We start from the raw sequence: 22,425 nt of genomic DNA, 5'->3' as shown, positions 1-22,425 counted from the left end.
GGTGGTCGGTGTGATCAGGAAGTTGCAGGCCGTGGCGTTGGACTGTGCCGATCCGGTGCGGCTCGCGGAGTTCTACGCGGAGTTGCTCGGTGGGGAGGTGGTCGCCGATCCCGATGAGCCCGACTGGGTCGAGGTGCGCGGGTTCGAGGGGATTCCGTTGGCCTGTCAGCGGGTGGAGGGGTACCGGCCGCCCGAGTGGCCGGGGCAGGAGCGTCCGCAGCAGGTTCATCTGGACTTCGACGTCGATGACCTCGACGGGGAGGAGAAGCGGGCGCTCGCTCTCGGCGCGACCCTGCTGGAGCGGACGGACGAGGTCCGGCCGGGGGCCAACTGGCGGGTCTACGCCGATCCGGCCGGCCATCCGTTCTGCCTCTGCTTCCACTGAGCCGGCAGGTCGGCTAATCGTTCTGCCTCTGCTTCCACTGAGTCGCCGGGTCGGCTGATCGTTCTGCCTCTGCGTCCACTGAGCCGGCGGGTCGGCTAATCGTTTGCCGCGGGTCCGTCCGGTCGGATAGACAGCCCGCATGCTCAAGGGTGACAGGGTCGGGCTGCGGGCCCGGCACGAGGAGGACATACCGGTTCTGCGGGCCGAGCTGTACAACGACGTGGTCAATGCCTCCCGGGCCGAGGGCGGGCCCTGGCGGCCGATCAAGCCCGGTGCGCAGGACCCGCGGCTCGTGGTGGACGACAGGAACGAGGGGAGCGTCCCGTTCTCCGTCGTGGAGCTGGACGGCGGCACACTGATCGGCACCGCGACGCTGTGGGGCATCGACACCCACAACCGCGCCGCGCACATCGGCCTCGGCCTGCTGCCGTCCGCCCGCGGCAAGGGGTACGGCACCGACGTGGTCGCCGTGCTGTGCCATTACGGCTTCGTCGTACGCGGTCTGCACCGGCTGGGGATCGAGACGCTCGCCGACAACCACGCGATGCTGCGCGCCGCCGAGCGCAACGGCTTCGTCCGCGAGGGCGTACTGCGGTCCGCTGCCTGGGTGCTGGGCGAGTTCATGGACGAGGTGCTGCTCGGGCTGCTCGCCCGGGACTGGAACCGGCGCCGATGAGCTGTCGCTGACGGTCAGGTGACTGAGCGGCGGTGCGGGTGGCTGCGGATCTCGACGTCCGCGTCCGTGGCCGCCGAGAGGTCCCCTCGGTCTCGCGCCGCCCGTCGTTGCCGGACGAGGGCGGCGCACACGTCGCATCCCGGCACGGGGTCCGGTGGCGGCAGGGGGAGCGCCAGGTTCACCGGGCCCGTCATCGTCGTTTTCGTCGCGGCCATGTTCCGTGTCCTTTCCGCCGACTTTCCATGTTTCGGTAATCGTCCCGTGTCCGGCGCAGTGATCTGCCGAGTATTCGCGTCATGGGGTAAAAATCATGCCCGGCAGGCGGCGGACCATTCGGTCAGCTTGGCTCTCGCGTCCTCTCCGTGGAGGGATGATCTCTCGTATCCCCAGAACTCGTGCAAGTAGCCCTGGATGTCCCGGTCGTCGCGCAGTACGAGGCTTCCGGCGGATGTCTCGATGGTGACCAAGGACGTGTCGTAGATGGTGAACGTGTTCAGCGGGTTTCGCGGGGTCGGCGTACCCGTGGGGATCACGGCGATATCGACGTTGGGCAAGTGCGAGAGTGAGGACAGGCGGTCGATCTGTTCGGCCAGGGCCAACGGGGGGACGACCGGCCAGCGGACCGCCTGTTCGGTGAGGATGAACGTGAAGCGTTTCGAGGTGTCGTAGAGGACGGCCTGCCGTTCCAGTTTTCCCGCTATCGCCTTGCTCGTGTCCGCGGGGGAGTGCGCGAGGCTTGCCCGTATGTACTCCGGTGTGGCTAGCAGGCCGGTGACCATCGAGAGCAGGAAGTAACGCATGTGCGCGGAGGACGCTTCGAGCGCCTTCAGCTCGGCCTGCCGCGTCCCGAGGCCCTTGCGGCGCAGCTCCCGGAGGTTGCGCCACTCGGTGTTGGCCCTCCTGGCGAGCGCGGAGACCTCCGCGATGACGTGCGACGGCACGGCGAGCGCGCGGAGGATCTGCTCGACGTCGACCAGGGACGGCCGCACCTTGCCGTTCTCGATGCGGCTCACCTTGGACTGGGACATGTTGCAGCGCGCGGCGAGCCGTACCCCCGAGAGTCCGGCTCGTCGACGCAGGTCACGAAGCATGGAGGCCAGTTCCTGGCTGGACTGGCCGAGCTGCTCGGGATCGAACGTCACTCGCCCACGTACTCCAGGAACGGCGTCGACGCGGCGACCGCGATGCGCCGGTATTCGACGAACGGCGCGGGGTCGCCCTCGTACAGCTCTCGGCCGACCTGTCTGCCGTCTTCCGCGTAATGCATGAGTACGACCTTCGAGCGGTCGAACATCCAGAAGTCCTGGACTTCCGGCAGAGGGTTTTCCCGGTCGGTCACGTCAAGGATGCGGATGTCCTCTCCCGCCCGCGCATGAGGCGCGTAATAACGGGAGAACTCGAAACGCAGGTACTCGGACAGTGGGCGCGTCACCACGTGCACCCTTCCCTTGCGTTTTCCCTCCCGTCGCAGCCGGTCGAGGTCTTCGAGGTACGGGGAGGAGCAGGCGAGTGGGTCGATCCGCTGTCCGGCCCGGAAGGCGTCGAACTCTTCCGCTTCCTGCGGTACGAGATACTGCGGGAGCGTCTCCAGCCGCCATGCTTCTTGCCGGAAGTCATGGAGTGTCGCCCGCCACTCGTCACCATCCAAGAGCACGGAACGCCTCCCGAAGCACGCTCTCCGGGATTTCGACGAGCCCCTCGCCCCGCGGCGGTGCGAAAGCCTCGGACAGGTCGCCCTGGACGACGAACGTGCCTCGCTCCGTGCGGTAGACGTTCGGGCAGTCGTCCTCTCCGCATTCGCCGTCGCCGTTGCCGGTAAGCCGCATCAGTTGCTCGCGTGCCATGGCGAACCCCCCTGGTCGGCAGCGCCGCTCGGGCCGCCCTTCCGACCGTACGAGAGCCGGCCGAGGGGCGTCTATGCACCGAGCCGACTATGCACGTTGTCGCATAACTTGCCCTCGACGGCGCCCGGTCCCCAACGGTCCGCCGGGAACCGGCCTGGACCCGCTCAGTGCCCGACGGCCGTCCCGCCCAGCCCCCGCCGGCGTCCGCGCACCGCCTCCAGCATCACGCCCAGCGCGAGGGACTGCGCCAGCGCCGAGACCACGATCCCGCCGATGAAGAACACCGCCGGCGCGTCCGCGCCGAAGAGCGAGTCCAGCCAGATGACGAAGCCGAAGGCGGGGAAGGTGAGGAACATGGGCCAGACCCAGACGAAGGTGGCGTCCGCCGCGGTGAGCGTGTCGTACGTGGCGACCCCCAGGGCGACGCCGACCAGGGCGAGGTACACCGCCGACAGCGGGTTGGCGAAGGTCAGGCGGGCCAGCGTGCGCAGCGGGCTGGGCTTCATCGGAGTCTCCCCGTGTACGGCGGTCGTCCGGGGGCGTCGGTCGCCCCCGTGACGCCTCCTATGCTCCGGCCGAAGGCCGGGCGCGTCCTGAGTAGCGGTACTCAGAAAAGCCCTGCGTACGGGGGAGGGGCCCCGGCGTGCGATACGCCGGGGCCCCTCACCGCGTCCGCCGGGTCAGCCGCACTGGCACGGATTGCCCGACTGGCAGCCGCAGCCGCAGCCCGAGCCGCAGCCGCACGCGGCGATCAGCGGCAGACTCCTGATCTCCGTGGGCTGCTCGGTCCCGCGTTCCCGCGCGGGGTCGGGCTTGGTGCTGGGGGATTCGGCCATGGGTCCCTCCTCAAGGCTGGTGCCTGTGCCCATTGGATGCCCCGGCGGGCGGTCGCATCAACGGCGCACTGGGGCGCCGGCGCCCGCTCGCCCCGGCCCCCTTTCACGCCGGGCGCCCCGGGAGGGACGGCGGGCTCAGGTCCCCTCGACGCCCGCCACCGGCTTCAGGTCGACCTGGAGTTCGTCCGCGTGCTCGCCGGTGACCAGGTACACCACCCGCTTGGCGACGGCCACCGCGTGGTCGGCGTACCGCTCGTAGTACCGGCCCAGCAGCGTGACGTCCACGGCCGTCTCGATGCCGTGCTTCCAGCGGTCGTCGATCAGGTGCTGGAACAGCGTGCGGTGGAGCAGGTCCATCGCGTCGTCGTCCTGTTCGAGCTGGAGCGCCAGATCGACGTCCTTGGTGATGATGACCTCGGCCGCCTTCGCCATCAGGCGCTGCGCCAACTGCCCCATCTCCAGGATGGTGGCGTGCAGGTCCTGCGGGACCGCGCGCTCGGGGTAGCGCAGCCGGGCCAGCTTCGCCACGTGCTGGGCGAGGTCGCCCGAGCGCTCCAGGTCGGCCGACATCCGCAGCGACGTGACGACGATCCGCAGATCCGTGGCCACCGGCTGCTGCCGGGCCAGCAGGGCTATCGCCCGTGCCTCCAGGTCGTGCTGGAGTTCGTCGACCTTCTGGTCGGCCTCGATCACGCTCTCGGCGAGCTTCAGGTCGGAGTCGAGGATGGCGGTCGTGGCGCGCCCGATCGCCGACCCGACCAGCCGGGCCATCTCCACCAGACCGTCGCCGATCGAATCCAGTTCCTCGTGGTACGCGTCCCGCATCAGGCTCCCTCTCGTACGTCATTCGGGGGAATCTCGGTGGGATCTCACCCCTCGTTTCACCCCCACCGTTCCACGTTCCCGCTCGTACGCGTCCGTTTCCGGCCCCCCAAATGAACCGGTACTGGCTCCAAGGTGAACTCTGGGCGACGAGTGTTCGAGGTCGCACCCGGATGGTTTCGGCCGGGCAGTACGCCATGCCTAACCTGGTCACATGGACGTGAACGCGGCGGTCGCCGCAGCGGCAGCGATCGCCGGAGTGCTCACCGGTGTCATCGCCATGCTGGCGTTCCGCTGGAGCGAGCGCGAGCAGAAGCGCCCCACCCGCACCTCGCTGCACATGGACCCGGTGCTTCCGCCGGGCGTGGACACCGTCCTGTCGGTGCTCAGGTCCTCCGCCGTCGTGCTCGACGAGGCGGACGCCGTGGTCAAGGCCAGCTCGGCGGCGTACGCCCTCGGACTGGTCCGCGGCGGCAAGCTGGCCGTCGAGCCGATGCTCCAGATGGCCCGCGACACCCGGCGCGACGGCGAGATACGGCAGGTCGAGCTGGACCTGCCGCGCCGCGGCACCGGACGCGGGGAGGCCCTGGCGGTCTCCGCGCGGGTCGCGCCGCTGGGCTCCCGGCTGGTGCTGCTGCTCGTCGAGGACCTCACCGAGGCCCGGCGCATCGAGGCGGTCCGGCGGGACTTCGTCGCCAATGTGAGCCATGAGCTGAAGACGCCGGTCGGCGCGCTGTCCCTGCTCTCCGAGGCGGTGATGGACGCCTCCGACGACCCCGAGGCGGTCCAGCGGTTCGCCGGGCGCATGCAGATCGAGGCCACCCGGCTGACCAACCTGGTCCAGGAGCTGATCGACCTCTCCCGGGTGCAGAACGACGACCCGCTGGAGGACGCCGAACCGGTCCGCATCGACGAACTGGTCGCCGAGGCCATCGACCGCTGCCGGCACGCGGCCGGCACCAAGCAGATCACCATGGCGGCCTCGATACTGGGGTCCGCAGGGCCTTCCGACGAGGGCGGTGACGGGCGGCGGGCGGGCATCGCCGACCTCTTCGTGCACGGCAACCGGGGCCAGCTCGCCGCCGCGCTCGGCAACCTCGTCGAGAACGCCGTCAACTACTCGCCCGCCCGCACCCGCGTCGGCATCGCGGCCCGCCGCGTCAACGCCCCGGGCGGCGACCTGATCGAGATCGCCGTGACCGACCAGGGCATCGGAATCTCCGACAAGGACAAGGAGCGCATCTTCGAACGCTTCTACCGCGTCGACCCCGCCCGGTCCCGCGCGACCGGGGGCACCGGCCTCGGTCTGGCGATCGTCAAGCACGTGGTCGCCTCGCACGGCGGGGAGGTCACGGTGTGGAGCGCCGAGAACCAGGGCTCCACCTTCACCCTGCGGCTGCCGGAGGCGGGCACGTCCCGTGACCGGGCGCGGCACCGATCCGACCGCTCCCCACTCGCCGACCAGGGCGACCGGCGGTCTCCCGCATCCCCCCAACCTTCCCCGTACGAAACGCTTCCCGCTCCGGAGGTCCTTCCGTGACCCGTGTGCTCGTCGTCGAGGACGAGGAGTCCTTCTCCGACGCCCTGTCGTACATGCTCCGCAAGGAGGGTTTCGAGGTCGCCGTGGCGACCACCGGGCCCGACGGACTCGACGAGTTCGAGCGCAACGGCGCCGACCTCGTCCTCCTCGACCTGATGCTGCCCGGCCTGCCGGGCACCGAGGTCTGCCGGCAACTGCGCGGCCGCTCCAACGTCCCCGTGATCATGGTGACCGCCAAGGACAGCGAGATCGACAAGGTCGTCGGCCTGGAGATAGGGGCCGACGACTACGTCACCAAGCCCTTCTCCTCCCGCGAACTGGTCGCCCGTATCCGCGCCGTACTGCGCCGCCGCGGCGAGCCCGAGGAGGTGACCCCCGCCGCGCTGGAGGCCGGCCCGGTCCGGATGGACGTCGACCGGCACGTGGTCACCGTGGCCGGCTCCAAGGTCGACCTGCCGCTGAAGGAGTTCGACCTGCTGGAGATGCTGCTGCGCAACGCCGGCCGGGTGCTGACCCGGATGCAGCTCATCGACCGGGTCTGGGGCGCGGACTACGTCGGCGACACCAAGACCCTCGACGTCCACGTCAAGCGCCTGCGCGCCAAGATCGAGCCGGACCCGGGCGCGCCGCGCTACCTGGTCACGGTCCGCGGCCTCGGCTACAAGTTCGAGCCGTAGACCGGCCCGCGTCCGCCGCACGCCGAAGGGCGGGACCTCCGCGGAGGTCCCGCCCTTCGGCGTGCGGTACGACGGCTCAGTGGCCGGCGTTCTCCTCGTCGGCCGAGGCGCTCGCGGAGGCCGCGTCCGTCGGGGTGGCCGAGGCGGAGGACTCGTCACCGGGGGCGCCCGACTCGTCGCCGCCCTGCCGCTCGGAGGTCTCCTCGTCGGGGGAGGCGCTGGAGGTCGAGGGGTCCTCGGACGCCTCCGGGGTGGTCGGGACCTGGCTCGGGCCCCACTCGGCGAAGTAGTGCTCGGCCGGCACCACGAACGCCTTCAGGGACACGTCACCGGTCTTGCTGAAGGTGAACGTGATCTTCTGCGCGTCGCCGTCCTGGACGGCCTCCCGGCTGCTGGGCAGGGTGGCGGCGGCGTTGTCCTTGCCGCCGATGATCAGGGAGCCGCCGGCCGGGACCGTCAGGTCCTTGCCCTTGGCCGGCTTCAGCTCGGCGGTCTTGCCGGTGCCGTCGACCCGGATGGACTCCAGCGTCTGGGCGCTGCTGCCGCCGTTGAAGACGGTGGCGGAGATCGCGGCCGGGCCGGTCGACTCCAGGTCGGGCTGGGTGATCACGACCGCGTTCTGGATCTTGATGTCGCCGACGGTGGTCGCCGCGTTGTCCGGCTTGATCTCCAGCGTCTGGGCGTTGTTGCCGGCCCCGCACGCGGTGAGGGGGAGAAGGGAGAACGCGATGGCGGCGGCGGCGAGGGCGCCGCGTCGAAGGCTGCTGCTCACGGCGGCGGCAACTCCTTGACTCGTGCGAGGCGGCGGCAGGGATAAAGCCGCCCTAAGTGATGGTCAGCGGCCTTAGGTTATCGACCCGTTCCCGCGCCGCCGCACCCGACCCTCCCCTGGGGGGGACCGGATTGGCCCGGCAGGCGGTAGGCGCGGGGTGACGCGGTGTCGCCGGCCAGCCCGGGGACGGCGGCGGCGATCGACGCCTGCGGCGGGGCGGGAGCGGCGCCCGCCGGACACTCGTCGGCCATTCGCATAACAACGCCCGGCATACCAGTGACCATGCGCACACATATTTTCCGGGAGGGAATGCGGGGTGGCCAATAATTGATCATCCGTGGCCGGTCCGAGCGTGTCGTGATCAATTCAGGAATCGGCCGGAAGCCCGCTCCGGACGCCGAACGGAGTAGCGGAAGTCGCACGTACGGAACCAGACATATGGGGACGTTCGGCCGCTCGACGGGGCCGCCGGACGTGTGTAACGTACGCGTTTCTGTCGCCCCGGACAGCCGCTCCGACCTGCGAATACCTTCTCCCGGACGCCGCTCGAAGCACGTTCCAGTCACTGTTGTCAAGCCCCGAGATATGCCCTGACCTGCGAAAACGCCATTCAGAAGACGCCGTATCCGTGTTACCCTGGATAGCCACGGAAGGGGTACCTGTCACATGACGTTCAAGGTTGGCGACACCGTGGTCTATCCCCATCACGGGGCCGCGCTGATCGAGGCTATCGAAACTCGCCAGATCAAAGGCGTGGACAAGACCTACTTGGTGCTGAAGGTCGCCCAGGGTGACCTGACGGTACGTGTGCCAGCGGACAATGCGGAGTTCGTCGGTGTGCGTGACGTGGTCGGTCAGGACGGGCTGGACCGGGTCTTCGAGGTGCTGCGCGCGCCGTACGCCGAGGAGCCCACGAACTGGTCGCGCCGCTACAAGGCAAACCTGGAGAAGCTCGCCTCCGGCGACGTCATCAAGGTCGCGGAAGTCGTACGTGACCTGTGGCGCCGCGAGCGCGAGCGCGGACTCTCCGCCGGTGAGAAGCGCATGCTCGCCAAGGCCCGCCAGATCCTGGTGAGCGAGCTGGCTCTCGCGGAGAACACCAACGAGGACAAGGCGGAGGCCCTGCTCGACGAGGTGCTCGCCTCCTGACCCGAGGCGCGCCACCCGCTCTGGTTCACCACCGGAACCACCACAAGAACCGGGTCAGCACGTGAAATGCCGCGGTGCCCGATGACGTCTTTGCCGTCGCCGGGCGCTGCGGCATGTCCGTACCCGGACGTCGTCCGTACGCTCACCCCGGGGGAGAAGCCTCCCCCGGGTCCTGAGTGTGCCGGGCCGGGCGACAGGCTCGACCAGGGTCACGGAAAGGGGTCCGGTCAAGGCGTCGCGCCCGGCACTCCCAGGGCCATACCCACGCCGGACCAGCACACAAACCTGACAGGAACCGATGTCTGACGATTCCCGTCCCTCGCCCGCGGATGCCCCTGCGCACGCCGCCGCGGGGGCCCGTACCGCCGTCGTGATCCCCGCGGCCGGCCGGGGCGTACGCCTCGGACCGGGCGCCCCCAAAGCGCTCCGCACGCTCGGCGGTACACCCATGCTCATCCACGCCGTCCGGGCGATGGCCGCCTCCCGCGCGGTCTCCCTCGTCGTCGTGGTCGCACCACCCGACGGGGCCGCCGAGGTCAACAGCCTGCTCGCCGCGCACGCACTGCCCGACCGCACCGACTTCACCGTCGTACCCGGCGGCGCCTCCCGCCAGGAATCCGTGCGCCTCGGCCTCGACGCGCTCCCGCCCGAGTACGACGTCGTCCTCGTGCACGACGCGGCCCGGCCGCTGGTGCCCGTCGACACCGTGGACGCCGTCATCGAGACCGTCCGCGCGGGCGCGCCCGCGGTGGTGCCGGCGCTGCCGCTCGCCGACACCGTCAAGGAGGTCGCGCCGGCCCCCGCGCCCGGGGAGGCGGAGCCCGTGGTGGCCACGCCGGAACGGGCGAGGCTGCGGGCGGTGCAGACACCGCAAGGGTTCGACCGCGCGGTGCTGGTCCGGGCCCACGCGACGGTGACGGAGAACGTCACCGACGACGCGGGCATGGTCGAGCAGCTCGGGCTCACCGTCGTGGCCGTACCCGGGCACGAGGAGGCGTTCAAGGTCACCCGGCCGCTGGACCTGGTGCTGGCGGAGGCGGTCCTGGCACGCCGGAGGCTCAACGATGGCTTCTGACGACTTCGCCGGAGCGCCGCTGCCCAGGGTCGGCATCGGCACCGACATCCACGCCTTCGAGGAAGGCCGCGAGTTGTGGTGCGGCGGACTGAAGTGGGAGGACGCGGGACCGGGACTGGCCGGGCACTCCGACGCCGACGTGGTCGCGCACGCCGCGTGCAACGCGCTGTTCTCGGCCGCCGGGCTCGGTGACCTCGGACAGCACTTCGGCACCGGACGCCCCGAGTGGTCCGGCGCCTCCGGCGTGACCCTGCTGGCGGAGGCGGCACGGATCGTCCGCGCGGCCGGCTTCCGGATCGGCAACGTCGCCGTGCAGGTCGTCGGCCCCCGCCCCAAGATCGGCAAACGGCGGGCCGAGGCGGAAGCGGTCCTCTCCGAGGCGGCCGGAGCACCGGTGTCCGTGTCCGGCGCGACGACGGACGGACTCGGCTTCCCCGGGCGCGGCGAGGGCCTGATGGCCGTCGCCACCGCCCTGGTCGTCCAGTCGCCCCCGCCCCGCACGACCCCCCGCCCCGGCCGGTAGCCGGGCCCGCCGAGCCCCCGCCCGGGACAAGCCCTAGGTCACGAAACCGTGGTCCTTGCGGGCGTGGGCGCGGGGCACGGCCGGGGGGCCACTACCCTGGAGGCGTGACTATTCGGCTGTACGACACCAGCGCCCGGCAGATCCGTGACTTCACCCCGCTCGTCCCGGGCTGTGTCTCGATCTACCTGTGTGGTGCCACCGTGCAGGCCGCTCCGCACATCGGCCACATCCGGTCGGGGCTGAACTTCGACATCATGCGCCGCTGGTTCGCCCACCGCGGCTACGACGTCACCTTCATCCGCAACGTGACCGACATCGACGACAAGATCATCAAGAAGGCGGCGGAACAGCACCGCCCCTGGTGGTCCATCGGCTACCGGAACGAGCGGGCGTTCAACGACGCCTACACCGCCCTCGGCTGCCTCCCGCCCACCTACGAGCCCCGCGCCACCGGCCACATCACCGAGATGGTCGAGATGATGCGCGGCCTCATCGAACGCGGACACGCCTACGAGGCCGAGGGCAACGTCTACTTCGACGTACGGTCCCTGCCCGGATACCTGTCGCTGTCCAACCAGGACCTGGACGACCTGCGCCAGCCCTCCGGCGAGGGCGAGACCGGCAAGCGGGACCCCCGCGACTTCGCCCTGTGGAAGGCCGCCAGGCCCGGGGAGCCGAGCTGGGAGACGCCCTGGGGGCGCGGCCGGCCCGGCTGGCACCTGGAATGCTCCGCCATGGCCCACAAGTACCTGGGCGAGGAGTTCGACATCCACGGCGGCGGCATCGACCTGATCTTCCCGCACCACGAGAACGAGATCGCCCAGGCCCACGGCTTCGGCGACGCCTTCGCCCGCTACTGGGTGCACAACGCCTGGGTCACCATGAGCGGCGAGAAGATGTCCAAGTCGCTCGGCAACTCCGTGCTCGTCAGCGAGATGGTCAAGCAGTGGCGGCCCATCGTCCTGCGCTACTACCTCGGCACCCCGCACTACCGCTCCACCATCGAGTACAGCGAGGAATCACTGCGCGAGGCCGACGCCGCCTTCGCCCGCATCGAGGGCTTCGTCCAGCGCGTCACCGAACTCGCCGGACCCGTCGAGCCCGCCGCCGAAGTCCCGCCCGCCTTCGCCGAGGCCATGGACGACGACCTCGGCGTCCCCCAGGCACTCGCCGTCGTCCACACCACCGTCCGCCAGGGCAACAGCGCCCTGGCCGCCGACGACAAGGAAGCCGCCGTCGCCCGGCTCGCCGAGGTGCGCGCCATGCTCGGCGTCCTCGGACTCGACCCCCTCGACCCGCGTTGGGCCGGCGACACCGAGACCGGCGAGGACCTGCACGACGTCGTCGACAGCCTCGTACGCCTCGTCCTCGACCAGCGGGAAGCGGCGCGCGCCCGCAAGGACTGGGCCACCGCCGACGCCATCCGCGACCAGTTGGGCCAGGCCGGCCTGGCCATCGAGGACAGCCCCCAGGGCCCTCGCTGGAGCCTCGGCACCCGCTGAACCCCCTTGATCGACTGTGCCGTCCGGGCCGCCGGGCGGCACACTGCATAAGACGTACACCCCGCAAGGGACCCCACACGAGAGCGAGACACGTAACTCATGGCCGCGAACAACCGCCGCATGTCCGGCAAGAAGGGCGCGCAGGTCGGCAGCGGCGGCAAGCGACGCCGGGGCCTGGAAGGCAAGGGGCCCACGCCCCCCGCCGAGATGCGCAAGGGACACGTCAAGCAGCGCGCCGCCAACGCCAAGACCCGCCGCACCACCGGCCGCGCACAGGCCCGGCGCGGCGGCGGACGCAGCACCTCCGAGCTGGTCGTCGGCCGCAACCCGGTCCTGGAGGCACTCCGCGAGGGCGTGCCCGCCAGCACGCTGTACGTCCAGCAGTTCATCGACAACGACGAGCGGGTCCGCGAAGCACTCCAGGTGGCCGCCGAACGCGGCGGCATCAACCTCATGGAGGCGCCCCGCCCCGAACTCGACCGGATGACCAACGGCCTCAACCACCAGGGCCTCGTCCTCCAGGTCCCGCCCTACGAGTACGCGCACCCCGAGGACCTCCTCGACGCCGCCGCCGACGAGGGTCAGGACCCGCTGATCGTCGCCCTGGACGGCGTCACCGACCCGCGCAACCTCGGCGCCGTCGTCCGCTCCGTCACCGCCTTCGGCGGCCACGGCGTCGTCGTACCCGAGCGGCGCGCCGCCGGCATGACCGCCGGCGCCTGGAAGACCTCCGCCGGCACCGCCGCCCGGACCCCCGTCGCCCGCGCCACCAACCTGACCCGCGCCCTGGAGCAGTACCAGAAGGCCGGCCTCGTCGTGGTCGGCCTGGCCGCCGACGGAGAGGTCGAACTGGGCGACCTGGAATCCCTCGCCGGACCCGTCGTCATCGTCGTCGGCAGCGAGGGCAAGGGCCTGTCCCGCCTCGTCGGCGAGACCTGCGACTTCCGGGTCCGCATCCCGATGCCCGGCGGCGCCGAATCACTCAACGCCGGTGTCGCGGCGGGCGTCGTGCTGTACGAGGCGGCCCGCCGGCGGGCCTGACCGGACGCCCGGCGCGGGGCCCCCGGGGGACCCGGTGATCTTGACGCGGCCCGGACAGATCCGGGCGGTCAAGGCAGTGTCCTAACGACACGTCACTCGGTTAGATGAGTGTGGACACCAGAACACCCCGCACTCCCACGGGGGACCGCTCGTCGGGAATCGACGACGCTCCCGCGCTGAGCATGGTGAAGGTGCCGAGCGATCCGGCTCAGGTCATCGTCAACCACGCGAGTTTCCGCGTGCAGTTGGGGGCCTCGACGGGACGCACCCGGTCCCCGCGGATCGCGCGGCACCTGAGCGCCACCCAGGACACCGCCCGCGTCCCGGCCGCCCCCCGCCGCCGGGCCGTCGTCTGGAGCGGCCGGTCCGACCCCGACGACACCGGCGCCCACCGGCTCCTCCAGGCCGTGCGGGCCGGAGCGGGCCGGTACACCGAGGACCCGGCCACGGAACCGCCCGCCGACGCCGGCGCCACCCAGGTCATCCCCCGCCTCTCCGCCGGCGGCCCGCCCCCCGGCGGATACGGCGGCCACGACGACCCCCTCACCACCCAGACCCTCGAAACCCCCCTCGTCGGCGCCCAGCGCACCCACCGCTCCCCCCACGCCCCCACCGACGGCACCCGGCTCCTCCCCGCCATGCGCACCGTCGGCAGCGCCTACGACGAACCCGCCTACACCGGCGGCCACTACGCCACCGACCCCGACCTCGACGACCTCGACGAGGACACCGACCCCGACGACACCGGCCGGGGCCACACCGAGGACCCCGCGCGGCACGCCTACTACCCCGGCCGCCGCATGAACCTCGGCGTGGTGCTGCTGCCCCTGCGCGTCTTCCTCGGCTGCATCTCCACCTACGCCGGCATGGGCAAACTCTGCGACCCCGTCTACTTCGACGGCGGCGAACGCGGCTCCATGGTCAAGTGGCTCAACACCCTGCACCCCTGGGACGTCGCCGAACCCCTGCGGCAGTTCGCCCTCGCCCACCCCATCGGCTCCGGCCTGGTCATCGCCTTCCTCCAGGTCATCGTCGGCGTCCTCACCGTGCTGGGCTGCTGGCAGCGCGTCGCCGCCGTCCTCGGCGCCGGACTCTCCGCAGCGCTCCTGGTCACCGTGAGCTGGAAGAGCGTCCCCGCCTACGACGCCCCCGACATCATCTACCTCGCCGCATGGTCCCCCCTGATCATCGCCGGGGCCCCCGTGTACTCCGTCGACGGCCGGCTCGCCGGCGGCGCCTGGCGACGGCTCGGCCCCCGCGCCGACATCTGGGACCTGCGCCGGTACGTGCTGCGCCGCGGCGCCCTCGTCACCTTCCTCGTCACCGGCGTCACCCTCCTGGTCGGCTCCCTGCTCGGCGGCGCCGTGCGGGACTCCGACCGGATCGTCGTCCCCGGACCCGGCGAATCCCCGCGCAACGAACTGCCCGGCTCCCCCCTGCCCCAGGAACCCGGCGAACGCCGGCCCAGCAGCCCCACCGCGTCCGCCTCCCCGACCCAGGGCGCCACCACCGGCACCACCGGCCCCGACGGCGGCACCGCGACCGCCCCCGGCACCACCCGCGACACCGACGGCACCGACGGCACCGCCGGTACGCCCAGCGAGACGCAGGGCACCACGGGCGGCCAGGCCCCGCCGCGGCAGACCGCACCGGCCCAGCAGGCCCCGAGCAGCACCGCCGGGCCCACCGGCACCGGCGGCACCACCGGCGGCGGCACCACCGGAGGCGGCGGCACCACCGGCGGCAGCGGCTCCGGAACCGGCACCGGCGGCGGCGACGGCGGGGTGACCGAGCCCGAGCCCGGCCTCGTCGGCGGCCTGCTCGGATAGCCCACCGGATACGCCGAAGGGGTCCCGCACGGGAAACGTGCGGGACCCCTTCGCCGTACCCTCCGGGGGGCGTGTCAGCGGGCGAGCGTGGCCAGTTCCTTCGCGGCCTCCGTCAGGTCCTTGGCGGTGTCGATCGCCCGCCAGTAGGAGCCCTGCGGGATCGGGAAACCGGCGAGCTTGCGCTCCCGGGCCAGCTTCGGGAACGTCGTCCGCTCATGGTCACCGCGCTCCGGGAGCAGCGCGGCGAACGCGGGCGAGAAGACGTACACCCCCGCGTTGATCTCGAAAGTCGACGGGGGCGCCTCGATGAAGTCGCTGATGTGCCCGAAGCCGTCCGTCTGCACGGCACCCCACGGCAGCCGGGGGCGGGCCAGGGCGAGGGTCGCCACGGCGTCCCGCTCGGTGTGGAAGTCGGCCATGTCGCGCAGCGAGAAACGGGTCCAGATGTCCCCGTTGGTGGCGTACCACGGCCGGTCCGGGTGCGGCAGATGCGCGGCGGCGTAGCGCAGACCGCCACCGCGGCCCAGGGGCTCGGTCTCCACGACCGTGGTGACGGACAGGGGCAGGTCGGCGGTCTCCAGCCACTTCTGCAGCACCTCGGCGAGGTGCCCGCAGGAGACCACCACGTCCGTCACGCCCTCCTCGGCCAGCCAGGCGAGCTGATGGCCGATGATCGGCGTCCCCGTACCGGGGATCTCGACCATCGGCTTGGGCCGGTCGTCGGTGTACGGACGCAGCCGGGAACCCTGACCGCCGGCCAGGACGACGGCTTGGACGGGGCGGCGGGACGCAGCGATCGGATCGGTCATGCCCGAACTGTACGTGGCCGCTCCCGCACGGGGTCAGCCGTGGGCGGCGAGGACGCCCGAGGCGAACGCGGTGTCGCAGACGGGACGGGCGTAGGACTGGGCACGGGTGGGGCCGTACACCCGGACCGCCGCGCGGCCCAGGGCACGGGCGATGGAGGCGCAGTGCTCGGCCAGCGAGGGACGGTCGTGCACGGCCTGCTGGAGATGGGTCAGGGCGACGCCCGGGTCCTCCTCCTGCAACTCGGTCAGGAGCCGGTCGCGCAGGACCTCGTGCGGGGCACGGGCCGCCGCGGGCGAGGACGCCTCGGGGGCGGCGGCGTCCGACGCGGTGAGCACCGAGTTCGACGGGTCCCCCGACCAGTTGACCCGGGTGACCGCGAGGGTCCCGGAGAGCACCAGGACGACGGGCAGGACGAGCGCGAGCGAACGGCCGATCCGGTGGGCGGGGCCCCGGCCGCGTCGCGTCTGAGGGGTGGTGGAGTGCTTCACGGAGTGCTTCACGCGAGTGAGGGTAGCGCCCGGTAATGATTTGGCGACATTTAGTCACCGGAACGGGGGATGAGAAAGTGGCCCGTGGTGGGTAGCACGTTGACGAACATGAAGCGAAATGTCCGCTGTGCCGGGGTATTTATCGACAACGAGAAGGGCCTCGCGGCAGCACCGCGAGGCCCCTTTCGTCAGGACGGGTGAAATACCCGGCCCGGCGGACGTCAGTCGGTCAGACGCTCACCCGTCGAGGACGAGAACACGTGGGTCTCGCCCGGCCGCGGCACGACGTGCAGCGTGGTGCCCTTCTCCGGCACCGCCCGGCTGTTCACCCGGACCACCAGGTCGCGGGTGTCCCCGCCGACCTCGGCCGTGCCGTAGACGTAGCCGTCGGCGCCGGTCTCCTCCACCACGTTGACCGAGACCGCGAGGCCCGCCGGGGCGCCCTCGGTGTCCTTCGCCAGCACGGAGGCGGCACCGCCGTTGTGCTCGACCACGTCGAAGTGCTCCGGGCGGACGCCGACGGTCACCGTGCGGTCGCCCCGGTCGGCGGCGGCCTTCAGCGCGTCACGGTTGACCGGGACGACACTGTTGCCGAACTTCACGCCACCGTCGGTGATCGGCACCTCGACCAGGTTCATCGCCGGCGAGCCGATGAAGCCGGCGACGAACAGGTTCGCGGGCTTGTCGTACATGTTCCGCGGGGTGTCGACCTGCTGGAGCAGACCGTCCTTCAGCACGGCCACCCGGTCGCCCATCGTCATGGCCTCGACCTGGTCGTGGGTGACGTAGACGGTGGTGATGCCGAGGCGGCGCTGGAGCGAGGCGATCTGCGTACGGGTCGACACACGCAGCTTGGCGTCCAGGTTGGACAGCGGCTCGTCCATGAGGAACACCTGCGGCTCACGCACGATCGCGCGGCCCATGGCCACGCGCTGACGCTGACCGCCGGAGAGCGCCTTCGGCTTGCGGTCCAGGTACTCGGTCAGGTCGAGGATCTTCGCCGCCTCCTCGACCTTCTGCCGGATCTCCGCCTTGTTGACACCGGCGATCTTCAGCGCGAAGCCCATGTTGTCCGCGACCGTCATGTGCGGGTACAGGGCGTAGTTCTGGAACACCATGGCGATGTCCCGGTCCTTCGGCGGCAGGTGCGTGACATCGCGGTCACCGATGCGGATGGCGCCGCCATTGACGTCCTCCAGGCCCGCGAGCATGCGCAGGGAGGTGGACTTGCCGCAACCGGAGGGTCCGACCAGGACGAGGAACTCGCCGTCCTCGATCGCGATGTCGAGCTGGTCGACGGCGGGCTTGGTGGAACCCGGGTAAACCCGGGTCGCCTTGTCGAACGTGACAGTGGCCATGGTGAGGGGCCCCCTTCTACCGGCAGGAACGTGCCGGACGATCCGTTGTAGGAAGGTGGTGCCACGACGGGTCGCCCCGTGGTGGTGTCCGTGGATGTTCAGTTGTGGAGGTTCACGCCTGGTGTAGGCCACACAGGTGAACTGGCTCAGGACCGTACCCCGCGTTCACCTGGTCTGTCAGTAGTTGGAGGGCTGTGAACTTCGGAGGAATTCCGCGCGGGCGGTCACGGACGGTCTCGGTGAGGGCGGGAAGCGGAAGTCCGTGGCCTGGGGAAAGGGGCTCTGTGTACAGTGGAGCCGCCTCGCGCACGGTGTTGCGGTGCGCGGTGCCTCCTTAGCTCAGTCCGGCCAGAGCAGCGCACTTGTAATGCGCAGGTCGTCGGTTCGAATCCGACAGGGGGCTCCGGTACGGGGACGGCCCCCCGCCTGTCACAGGCGGGGGGCCGTTTTCCGTGTGCGTGGGGGCGGTCAGGTGCGGTTGGCGCTGGAACGGCCGAAGAACTCGATCTCGGCGATGGCGATCTGCTTCTTGGCGGAGGCGGCGTGGGCCGACTCGACGGTGAAGCGGACCTTGGTGGCGTCGCCGACGCGGAACGGGCGGCGCTGGCCGCCGGCGCCCTGGTCCAGGGTGAGTTCGCGGGTGACCGTCTTGCCGTCCTTCAGCGTGACGGTGGCCTTCACGCGGTGCGGCAGGGCGGACTCGCCGAGCTGGTCGGGGCGGGTGGAGACGCCCGGGGTGATGATCACGTCCAGCAGCCGGGTCGGCTCCTCGAAGCTGGCCTCGATCCACTCGCCCTCGCCGGACTGCGAGACGCCCGGACCCCACCAGGTGTCGTTCAGCTTGTCGAAGACCAGCTCGGGCTTGTGGCCGGGGTACGACCGGGAGGCGGTGACGCGGTCGGGGGAGACCGGGGCGCGCTTGGCGAAGTGGTCGCGGGTGGCCTGGACGCCGTCGGGGATGTAGAGGAAGCCGAGGACCACCAGGGTCACGACGACCACCACGCCGATCCAGGTGCCGATGCGGTCGAAGACGCGGCGCAGGCGGGGGCGGTCGCCGGCCCACGGGGTCTCCTGGCGGCGGGAGCCGAAGAGGCGGCGCCACCACGGCAGGCGGGCCGGGGTCGTGTCGTCGCGGCCGGCCAGCGGCATCGCGCAGCGGACGCAGAAGTGGCGGTCCGGGCGGTTGGGGGTGGCGCACCACGGGCAGGGCGGGCCGGTCGTGAGGTCGTGCTGCGGGGCGGGGGTGCGGACCTGGGGGCGTTGTGCCTCCGGGCGGCCGGGAAGGACCGGGGCGACGGCGGGGGGTGGGGCCGGTCGGGCGGGCTCGGGGTCGTCGACGGGGACGAGGAGGGAGCGGGCGCGGTCGGACATGGTGTCGGTGAGGGCGTTGGGGACCGGGACGGTGGGGGCGGTCTCGTCCGGGGCCCGGGTCGGGGACGGGGACGGGGTGGGGGTGGGAGACGGGGTCGGGGGCGGGGTCTGGGGTGTCGGTGTGGGGTGGGGTGCCCCGGGCGGGGTGGTGGGGGTGTCGGAGCGGGCCTGGGCGGCCTGGGTGCCGTACCGGGTGGGGGCGAGTCCGGTGCTGGCGGGGGTGGAGCCGCCGAAGGCGTCCCAGCGGGGGGTGCTGTCGTCGGGGCTGCCGGCGGTCGGTGCGGTGCCGTGGGCCGGGGGTGTGCTGGGCGCCGGGGCGGTGGTGTGGGTCGGTGCGGTCCTCGGCGTGGGGGTGGTGCCGTGGGCCGGAGCCGTGCCGGGCGTGGCCGCGGCGGGCGCGGGCGCGGGCGCGGCGGTGCGGTCCGGAGGCGTGCCGGGGGGTGTGGGCGCGGCGGTGCGGTCCGCAGGCGTGCCGGGGGGCGTGGTGGTGGGGTTCGGGGCCGTGCCGGCCGGTGTGGGCGTGGTGGTGGGGTTGGGGGCCGTGCCGGTGGGCGGTGGGGCCGTGCCGGTGGGTGAGGAGGTGCCGGGCGTCGAGGGACCGCCGGGCGCCGGGGGCGTGTTCCGGGGCGGGGCCGGCTGGTCCCAGCGGAGGACCGCGCCGCAGGAGTCGCAGAAGGACTGGCCCGGTTCCGCGCGGGTGCCGCACTCGGCGCAGTGTTGCGTGGTCATTTCTCCGGGGTCCTTTCGGCGGCGGTCACCGTGACGGTGTAGGGCATGTGGGCGGGGCGGGCGGCGGCCACGAGGGTGTCGAGGCGGTGGGTGTCCGCGGGGGTGGGGTCGGGCAGGCGGAGGGTGACGTGCAGATGGGGGCGGGGGGCGCCGGGGAACGGGCCGAGCGGCCGGGCGCTCCAGGCGGCGCCGCCGCTCTCGGTGATCTCGGGTGCGGTGCCGAAGGCGAGCCGTACCGCTTCGGACAGGCCGCGTCGGGTGCCGCGGACGCGGTGCAGGCGGGCGGCGGCGGCCACGGCGGCGCGCAGCCGGTCCTCGGGTTCGGTGCCGTCGGTCTCGGCGCCGATCCAGGTGCCGAGCCACTGGGCGAAGTCGAGGGGGGTGAGGGCGGGGTCGAAGTAGGTGTCGAGGCAGTCGAGGACGTTGAGGATGGGGGCGAGGACCTCGTCGAGGCCGGCGACGAAGCGCTGGGCGAGGTCGTCGTCGGCGAAGACGGCCGGGAGCATGGTGCCGAGCGGCGCGGAGGAGCCGAGGCCGTCGATGGAGCCCCTCATGCGCTGTCCCCGATGACCCGGACCCGGTGGTCGTAGGAGAAGACCAGGGACGGCGGCTGGAGGTCGATGCGGTCGGTGGGGTCGCCGCGTTTGCCGGTGAGGGGGTCGGCGGGGTGGAGGATGACTTCGTCGACGAGTTCGACGCCGGGGACGCGCTGGAGGACGGCGAAGACCTCGCCGGACTGGACGGGCCGGCCGAAGGGCCAGCCGCGGCCGTCGGCGCCGCCGGTGAGCGGGTCGAGGTGGCGGTAGAGGGCGTCGTGGGCCTGGCGGCGTACCCGGTCGGTGTCGGTGCCGCGGAAGGCGTGCACGGTGGCGACGACGGTGACGCCCTGGTAGAAGGGCGGGCCGACGGCGAGGCGGGTGCCGATGAGGCGGCGTTCGTCGAGGTGGCGGGTGATGCGTTCGAGGAGGGCGTCGCCGGGGACGAGTTGTTCGAAGCGGAGGCGGCCGCCCGGGTCGGGGACGGCCTGGGGGACGACCAGGACGCGTACGGCGTAGGAGCCGTGTTCGCCCTCGGCGCCCTCCAGGCAGGTGATGCGGGCGGTCTCGGGGGCGGCGCGGCGGGCGAGTTCCTCGTAGTCGCGCAGGGTGACGGCGCGTTCCTGGGCGCGCAGGGTGATGGGGGCGCGCAGTTTGGCCTCTTCGACGGTCTCGCCGTCGACGCCGCCGCGGGCGGCTTCGCGGTTGACGACTTCGGATACGTACGGGATGGAGGTGCGCAGCACCTGGATGGTGCCGCGGGCGACGTTGCCGGCCCGGCCGCCGCCGGTGCGGTAGCGGCGGGCGCGGATGACGGCGCCCTTGGGGGCCACGGCGCCGTACTGGCGCAGGGTGCCGTCGGGTTCGCGGACGGCGGGGCCGAAGGCGATCTCGCCGGTGGCGGCGTCGAGGGTGATGTGGCGGTCGTCGGGACGGGAGGCGGCGAAGTGGGGGACGACCTGCCAGTCCTGCCAGCCGTCGTGGGCGGCGGTCTGGAGGAGTACGGGCGGGTCGTCGCCGACGACGGGGGCGTGGGCCAGGCGCAGGCGCTGGCCGGGCAGGCCGGTGGACTCGCCGAGGGCCTCGTCGTGGACGGTCTCGGCGTGTACGGCGCGGGTGGTGCCGCCGATGGTGTAGGCGTCGGCGGAGCGGACGGTGGGGGAGGTGGTGTAGAAGGGCTGGCCGGGGAGCGGGTCGGTGACGCGGCAGCGCAGCCAGCCGGCTTCCTGGCCGCCGTTGCGGGAGAGGACGTGGCCGGCGGGGATGTGCAGGACGATGTCGCCGGGGCGGTTGAGGCCGCCGGTGCCGTCGCGGTCGACTTCGCAGGGCTGCCAGCCGTCCTCGGTCCAGGCCTCCCAGACGAGGGGCGGCTGGCGGGGGTCGACGCCGACGCCGTCGACGCGGCTGTCGAGTTCGAGGGTGACGGCGCAGTGGGGGGCGGCGGCGGTCAGGCCGAGGAGCATGCAGTCGCCGGGGGCGGGCGCTTCGGCGAAGCAGAGGACGTCTTTGTGTTCGGCGAGTTCGGTGGTGCGGTCGGTGACGGGCTGGCCGCGGTGCTGGACGACGAGGTGGCGCAGCGCGGTGGGGACGACGGCCAGGGGGCGTTCGGTGGCGAAGACGACCGCTTCCTCGCGTTCGGTGCGCAGGGTGGCGATCTCGGTGCCGGTGGGGACGTGGATGGGTTCTTCCTGGGGCGCCGAGAGCCAGAAGGTGACGTCGGTGCGGGCGGCGGCGGGCGGGAAGAGGGTGATGCCGACCAGGTCGAGGAAGGCCAGGTGGTTCTTCTCGGGGACCCGATTGAGGCGGTAGACGATCTGGTCGGCCATGTGGGCGACCGTTTCGACGAGGGTGACGCCCGGGTCGGAGACGTTGTGGTCGGTCCATTCGGGGGCGCGTTGCTGGATGTAGCGCTTGGCGTCGTCGACGAACTGCTGGAAGCGGCGGTCGTCGAGGTTGGGGGAGGGCAGGGGCATCAGCGGTCGCTTTCGGGGGAGGTGCCGGGGCCGTGCACGCCGTCGGTGGGGGCGGGGCCGTCCGGTTCCTCGTGGGACGGGATGACGTAGAAGGGGAAGACGAGGCTGCGCGGGTTGTTGGTGCCGCGGATGGCGTAGCGGACGTCGATGTAGAGGACGCCTTGTTCGGTGCCGGTGGTGACGTCGACGTCGTGGACCTCGATGCGGGGTTCCCAGCGGTCGAGGCTGGCGTGCACCTCGTGCTGGATGCGGCCGGCGGTCTGCTCGTTGACCGGGGCGAAGACCAGGTCGTGGATGGCGCAGCCGAACTCGGGGCGCATGGGGCGCTCTCCGGGGGCGGTGGCGAGGACGAGGCGGATGGCCTCTTCGACCTCGCGTTCGCCGCTGACCAGGGCGATGCCGCCGGTGGGGCCGATGCGCAGGGGGAAGGCCCAGCCGGAGCCGACGAACTGTTCGGCCATCAGAGGTCCACCTGTTCCTTGCGTCGGG

General features: G+C 72.0%; 25 protein-coding genes and 1 tRNA gene. 11 read left to right on the top strand and 15 right to left on the bottom strand.

Annotated features, from left to right (window positions below):
• The first annotated feature begins 10 nt into the window (after positions 1-10).
• Positions 11-385 (top strand): VOC family protein, encoded by a 375-nt coding sequence (locus ACFY32_RS04270; RefSeq protein WP_390673379.1) that lies wholly within the window; start codon positions 11-13, stop codon positions 383-385.
• 139 nt (positions 386-524) lie between these two features.
• Positions 525-1,061, top strand: a complete 537-nt coding sequence (locus ACFY32_RS04265) for a GNAT family N-acetyltransferase (RefSeq protein ID WP_390673378.1) — start codon at positions 525-527, stop codon at positions 1,059-1,061.
• A gap of 14 nt (positions 1,062-1,075) precedes the next feature.
• Here the strand turns inward: ACFY32_RS04265 and ACFY32_RS04260 are convergent, their stop codons facing one another.
• The 7 genes from ACFY32_RS04260 to phoU all read right to left on the bottom strand — a co-directional run bounded on the left by ACFY32_RS04260 (position 1,076) and on the right by phoU (position 4,566).
• Entirely contained in the window at positions 1,076-1,276 is a 201-nt protein-coding gene (locus ACFY32_RS04260) for a hypothetical protein (RefSeq protein ID WP_390673377.1), read from the bottom strand.
• Between the two features lie 93 nt (positions 1,277-1,369).
• Positions 1,370-2,203, bottom strand: a complete 834-nt coding sequence (locus tag ACFY32_RS04255) for a helix-turn-helix domain-containing protein (RefSeq protein ID WP_390673376.1) — start codon at positions 2,201-2,203, stop codon at positions 1,370-1,372.
• The gene (locus tag ACFY32_RS04250; RefSeq protein WP_359194704.1) at positions 2,200-2,715 is read right to left on the bottom strand and encodes a DUF6879 family protein; all 516 of its coding nucleotides are present in this window, start codon (positions 2,713-2,715) and stop codon (positions 2,200-2,202) included. The genes ACFY32_RS04255 and ACFY32_RS04250 overlap by 4 nt, the downstream gene beginning before the upstream one ends.
• Positions 2,699-2,905 carry a hypothetical protein gene (locus ACFY32_RS04245; RefSeq protein ID WP_359194707.1) on the bottom strand — a complete coding sequence of 69 codons (207 nt, stop codon included), beginning with the start codon at positions 2,903-2,905 and terminating at the stop codon, positions 2,699-2,701. The genes ACFY32_RS04250 and ACFY32_RS04245 overlap by 17 nt, the downstream gene beginning before the upstream one ends.
• Positions 2,906-3,069: 164 nt before the next feature.
• Positions 3,070-3,411, bottom strand: coding sequence for an SCO4225 family membrane protein (locus tag ACFY32_RS04240; RefSeq protein ID WP_359194709.1), 342 nt, complete (start codon positions 3,409-3,411; stop codon positions 3,070-3,072).
• A 174-nt stretch (positions 3,412-3,585) separates the two neighbouring features.
• Positions 3,586-3,741: a hypothetical protein gene (locus ACFY32_RS04235; RefSeq protein ID WP_359194712.1), complete on the bottom strand. Its 156-nt coding sequence runs from the start codon at positions 3,739-3,741 to the stop codon at positions 3,586-3,588.
• A 135-nt stretch (positions 3,742-3,876) separates the two neighbouring features.
• Positions 3,877-4,566 carry a phosphate signaling complex protein PhoU gene (gene phoU / locus ACFY32_RS04230; RefSeq protein ID WP_359194714.1) on the bottom strand — a complete coding sequence of 230 codons (690 nt, stop codon included), beginning with the start codon at positions 4,564-4,566 and terminating at the stop codon, positions 3,877-3,879.
• A gap of 211 nt (positions 4,567-4,777) precedes the next feature.
• Between phoU and ACFY32_RS04225 the strand changes: the two genes are divergently transcribed.
• Entirely contained in the window at positions 4,778-6,103 is a 1,326-nt protein-coding gene (locus ACFY32_RS04225; protein ID WP_390673375.1) for a sensor histidine kinase, read from the top strand.
• The gene (locus ACFY32_RS04220) at positions 6,100-6,780 is read left to right on the top strand and encodes a response regulator transcription factor (RefSeq protein WP_109496890.1); all 681 of its coding nucleotides are present in this window, start codon (positions 6,100-6,102) and stop codon (positions 6,778-6,780) included. The genes ACFY32_RS04225 and ACFY32_RS04220 overlap by 4 nt, the downstream gene beginning before the upstream one ends.
• A 76-nt stretch (positions 6,781-6,856) precedes the next feature.
• On the opposite strand, the gene ACFY32_RS04215 is transcribed toward ACFY32_RS04220, so the two are convergent.
• The gene (locus ACFY32_RS04215; protein WP_359194719.1) at positions 6,857-7,552 is read right to left on the bottom strand and encodes a DUF461 domain-containing protein; all 696 of its coding nucleotides are present in this window, start codon (positions 7,550-7,552) and stop codon (positions 6,857-6,859) included.
• 666 nt (positions 7,553-8,218) lie between these two features.
• Between ACFY32_RS04215 and ACFY32_RS04210 the strand changes: the two genes are divergently transcribed.
• From ACFY32_RS04210 to ACFY32_RS04185, 6 genes are all read left to right on the top strand, one after another.
• On the top strand, positions 8,219-8,701 hold the full coding sequence (locus tag ACFY32_RS04210; protein ID WP_003953493.1) for a CarD family transcriptional regulator: 483 nt from the start codon (positions 8,219-8,221) through the stop codon (positions 8,699-8,701).
• A gap of 298 nt (positions 8,702-8,999) precedes the next feature.
• A complete protein-coding gene (gene ispD / locus ACFY32_RS04205; RefSeq protein WP_359194721.1) occupies positions 9,000-9,776 on the top strand; it encodes a 2-C-methyl-D-erythritol 4-phosphate cytidylyltransferase in 777 nt (258 codons plus the stop codon).
• A complete protein-coding gene (ispF, locus tag ACFY32_RS04200) occupies positions 9,766-10,299 on the top strand; it encodes a 2-C-methyl-D-erythritol 2,4-cyclodiphosphate synthase (RefSeq protein ID WP_390673374.1) in 534 nt (177 codons plus the stop codon). The genes ispD and ispF overlap by 11 nt, the downstream gene beginning before the upstream one ends.
• Before the next feature lie 104 nt (positions 10,300-10,403).
• On the top strand, positions 10,404-11,801 hold the full coding sequence (gene cysS / locus ACFY32_RS04195; protein WP_390673373.1) for a cysteine--tRNA ligase: 1,398 nt from the start codon (positions 10,404-10,406) through the stop codon (positions 11,799-11,801).
• A 99-nt stretch (positions 11,802-11,900) separates the two neighbouring features.
• Entirely contained in the window at positions 11,901-12,842 is a 942-nt protein-coding gene (gene rlmB / locus ACFY32_RS04190; protein ID WP_390673372.1) for a 23S rRNA (guanosine(2251)-2'-O)-methyltransferase RlmB, read from the top strand.
• A gap of 104 nt (positions 12,843-12,946) precedes the next feature.
• The gene (locus tag ACFY32_RS04185; RefSeq protein ID WP_390673371.1) at positions 12,947-14,671 is read left to right on the top strand and encodes a DoxX family protein; all 1,725 of its coding nucleotides are present in this window, start codon (positions 12,947-12,949) and stop codon (positions 14,669-14,671) included.
• A gap of 74 nt (positions 14,672-14,745) precedes the next feature.
• Here the strand turns inward: ACFY32_RS04185 and ACFY32_RS04180 are convergent, their stop codons facing one another.
• The 3 genes from ACFY32_RS04180 to msiK all read right to left on the bottom strand — a co-directional run bounded on the left by ACFY32_RS04180 (position 14,746) and on the right by msiK (position 17,327).
• Positions 14,746-15,480, bottom strand: a complete 735-nt coding sequence (locus ACFY32_RS04180) for a nucleotidyltransferase family protein (protein ID WP_359194735.1) — start codon at positions 15,478-15,480, stop codon at positions 14,746-14,748.
• Between the two features lie 33 nt (positions 15,481-15,513).
• Positions 15,514-15,969, bottom strand: coding sequence for a hypothetical protein (locus ACFY32_RS04175; protein ID WP_359194997.1), 456 nt, complete (start codon positions 15,967-15,969; stop codon positions 15,514-15,516).
• Positions 15,970-16,190: 221 nt separating this feature from the next.
• Positions 16,191-17,327, bottom strand: coding sequence for a diacetylchitobiose ABC transporter ATP-binding protein MsiK (msiK, locus tag ACFY32_RS04170; protein ID WP_359194737.1), 1,137 nt, complete (start codon positions 17,325-17,327; stop codon positions 16,191-16,193).
• A 328-nt stretch (positions 17,328-17,655) separates the two neighbouring features.
• Here msiK and ACFY32_RS04165 point away from each other — a divergent pair.
• Positions 17,656-17,730: transfer RNA gene (locus tag ACFY32_RS04165), tRNA-Thr, on the top strand.
• Positions 17,731-17,795: 65 nt separating this feature from the next.
• On the opposite strand, the gene ACFY32_RS04160 is transcribed toward ACFY32_RS04165, so the two are convergent.
• Genes ACFY32_RS04160 through ACFY32_RS04145 form a run of 4 tightly spaced genes read right to left on the bottom strand, consistent with a single transcriptional unit; the run spans position 17,796 to position 22,397 of the window.
• Positions 17,796-19,427: a zinc ribbon domain-containing protein gene (locus ACFY32_RS04160; protein ID WP_390673370.1), complete on the bottom strand. Its 1,632-nt coding sequence runs from the start codon at positions 19,425-19,427 to the stop codon at positions 17,796-17,798.
• The gene (locus tag ACFY32_RS04155) at positions 19,424-19,981 is read right to left on the bottom strand and encodes a phage tail protein (protein WP_359194742.1); all 558 of its coding nucleotides are present in this window, start codon (positions 19,979-19,981) and stop codon (positions 19,424-19,426) included. Before ACFY32_RS04155 ends, ACFY32_RS04160 begins: the two co-directional genes overlap by 4 nt.
• The gene (locus ACFY32_RS04150) at positions 19,978-21,936 is read right to left on the bottom strand and encodes a putative baseplate assembly protein (RefSeq protein WP_359194745.1); all 1,959 of its coding nucleotides are present in this window, start codon (positions 21,934-21,936) and stop codon (positions 19,978-19,980) included. Before ACFY32_RS04150 ends, ACFY32_RS04155 begins: the two co-directional genes overlap by 4 nt.
• A complete protein-coding gene (locus ACFY32_RS04145) occupies positions 21,936-22,397 on the bottom strand; it encodes a GPW/gp25 family protein (RefSeq protein ID WP_359194748.1) in 462 nt (153 codons plus the stop codon). The genes ACFY32_RS04150 and ACFY32_RS04145 overlap by 1 nt, the downstream gene beginning before the upstream one ends.
• Between the last annotated feature and the right edge of the window lie 28 nt (positions 22,398-22,425).

The organism is Streptomyces sp. NPDC000134, from assembly GCF_042899225.1.
Lineage (GTDB): Bacteria > Actinomycetota > Actinomycetes > Streptomycetales > Streptomycetaceae > Streptomyces.
Note: the sequence above shows the minus strand (reverse complement) of the source record. Positions and strands in the feature narration are given on the sequence as shown.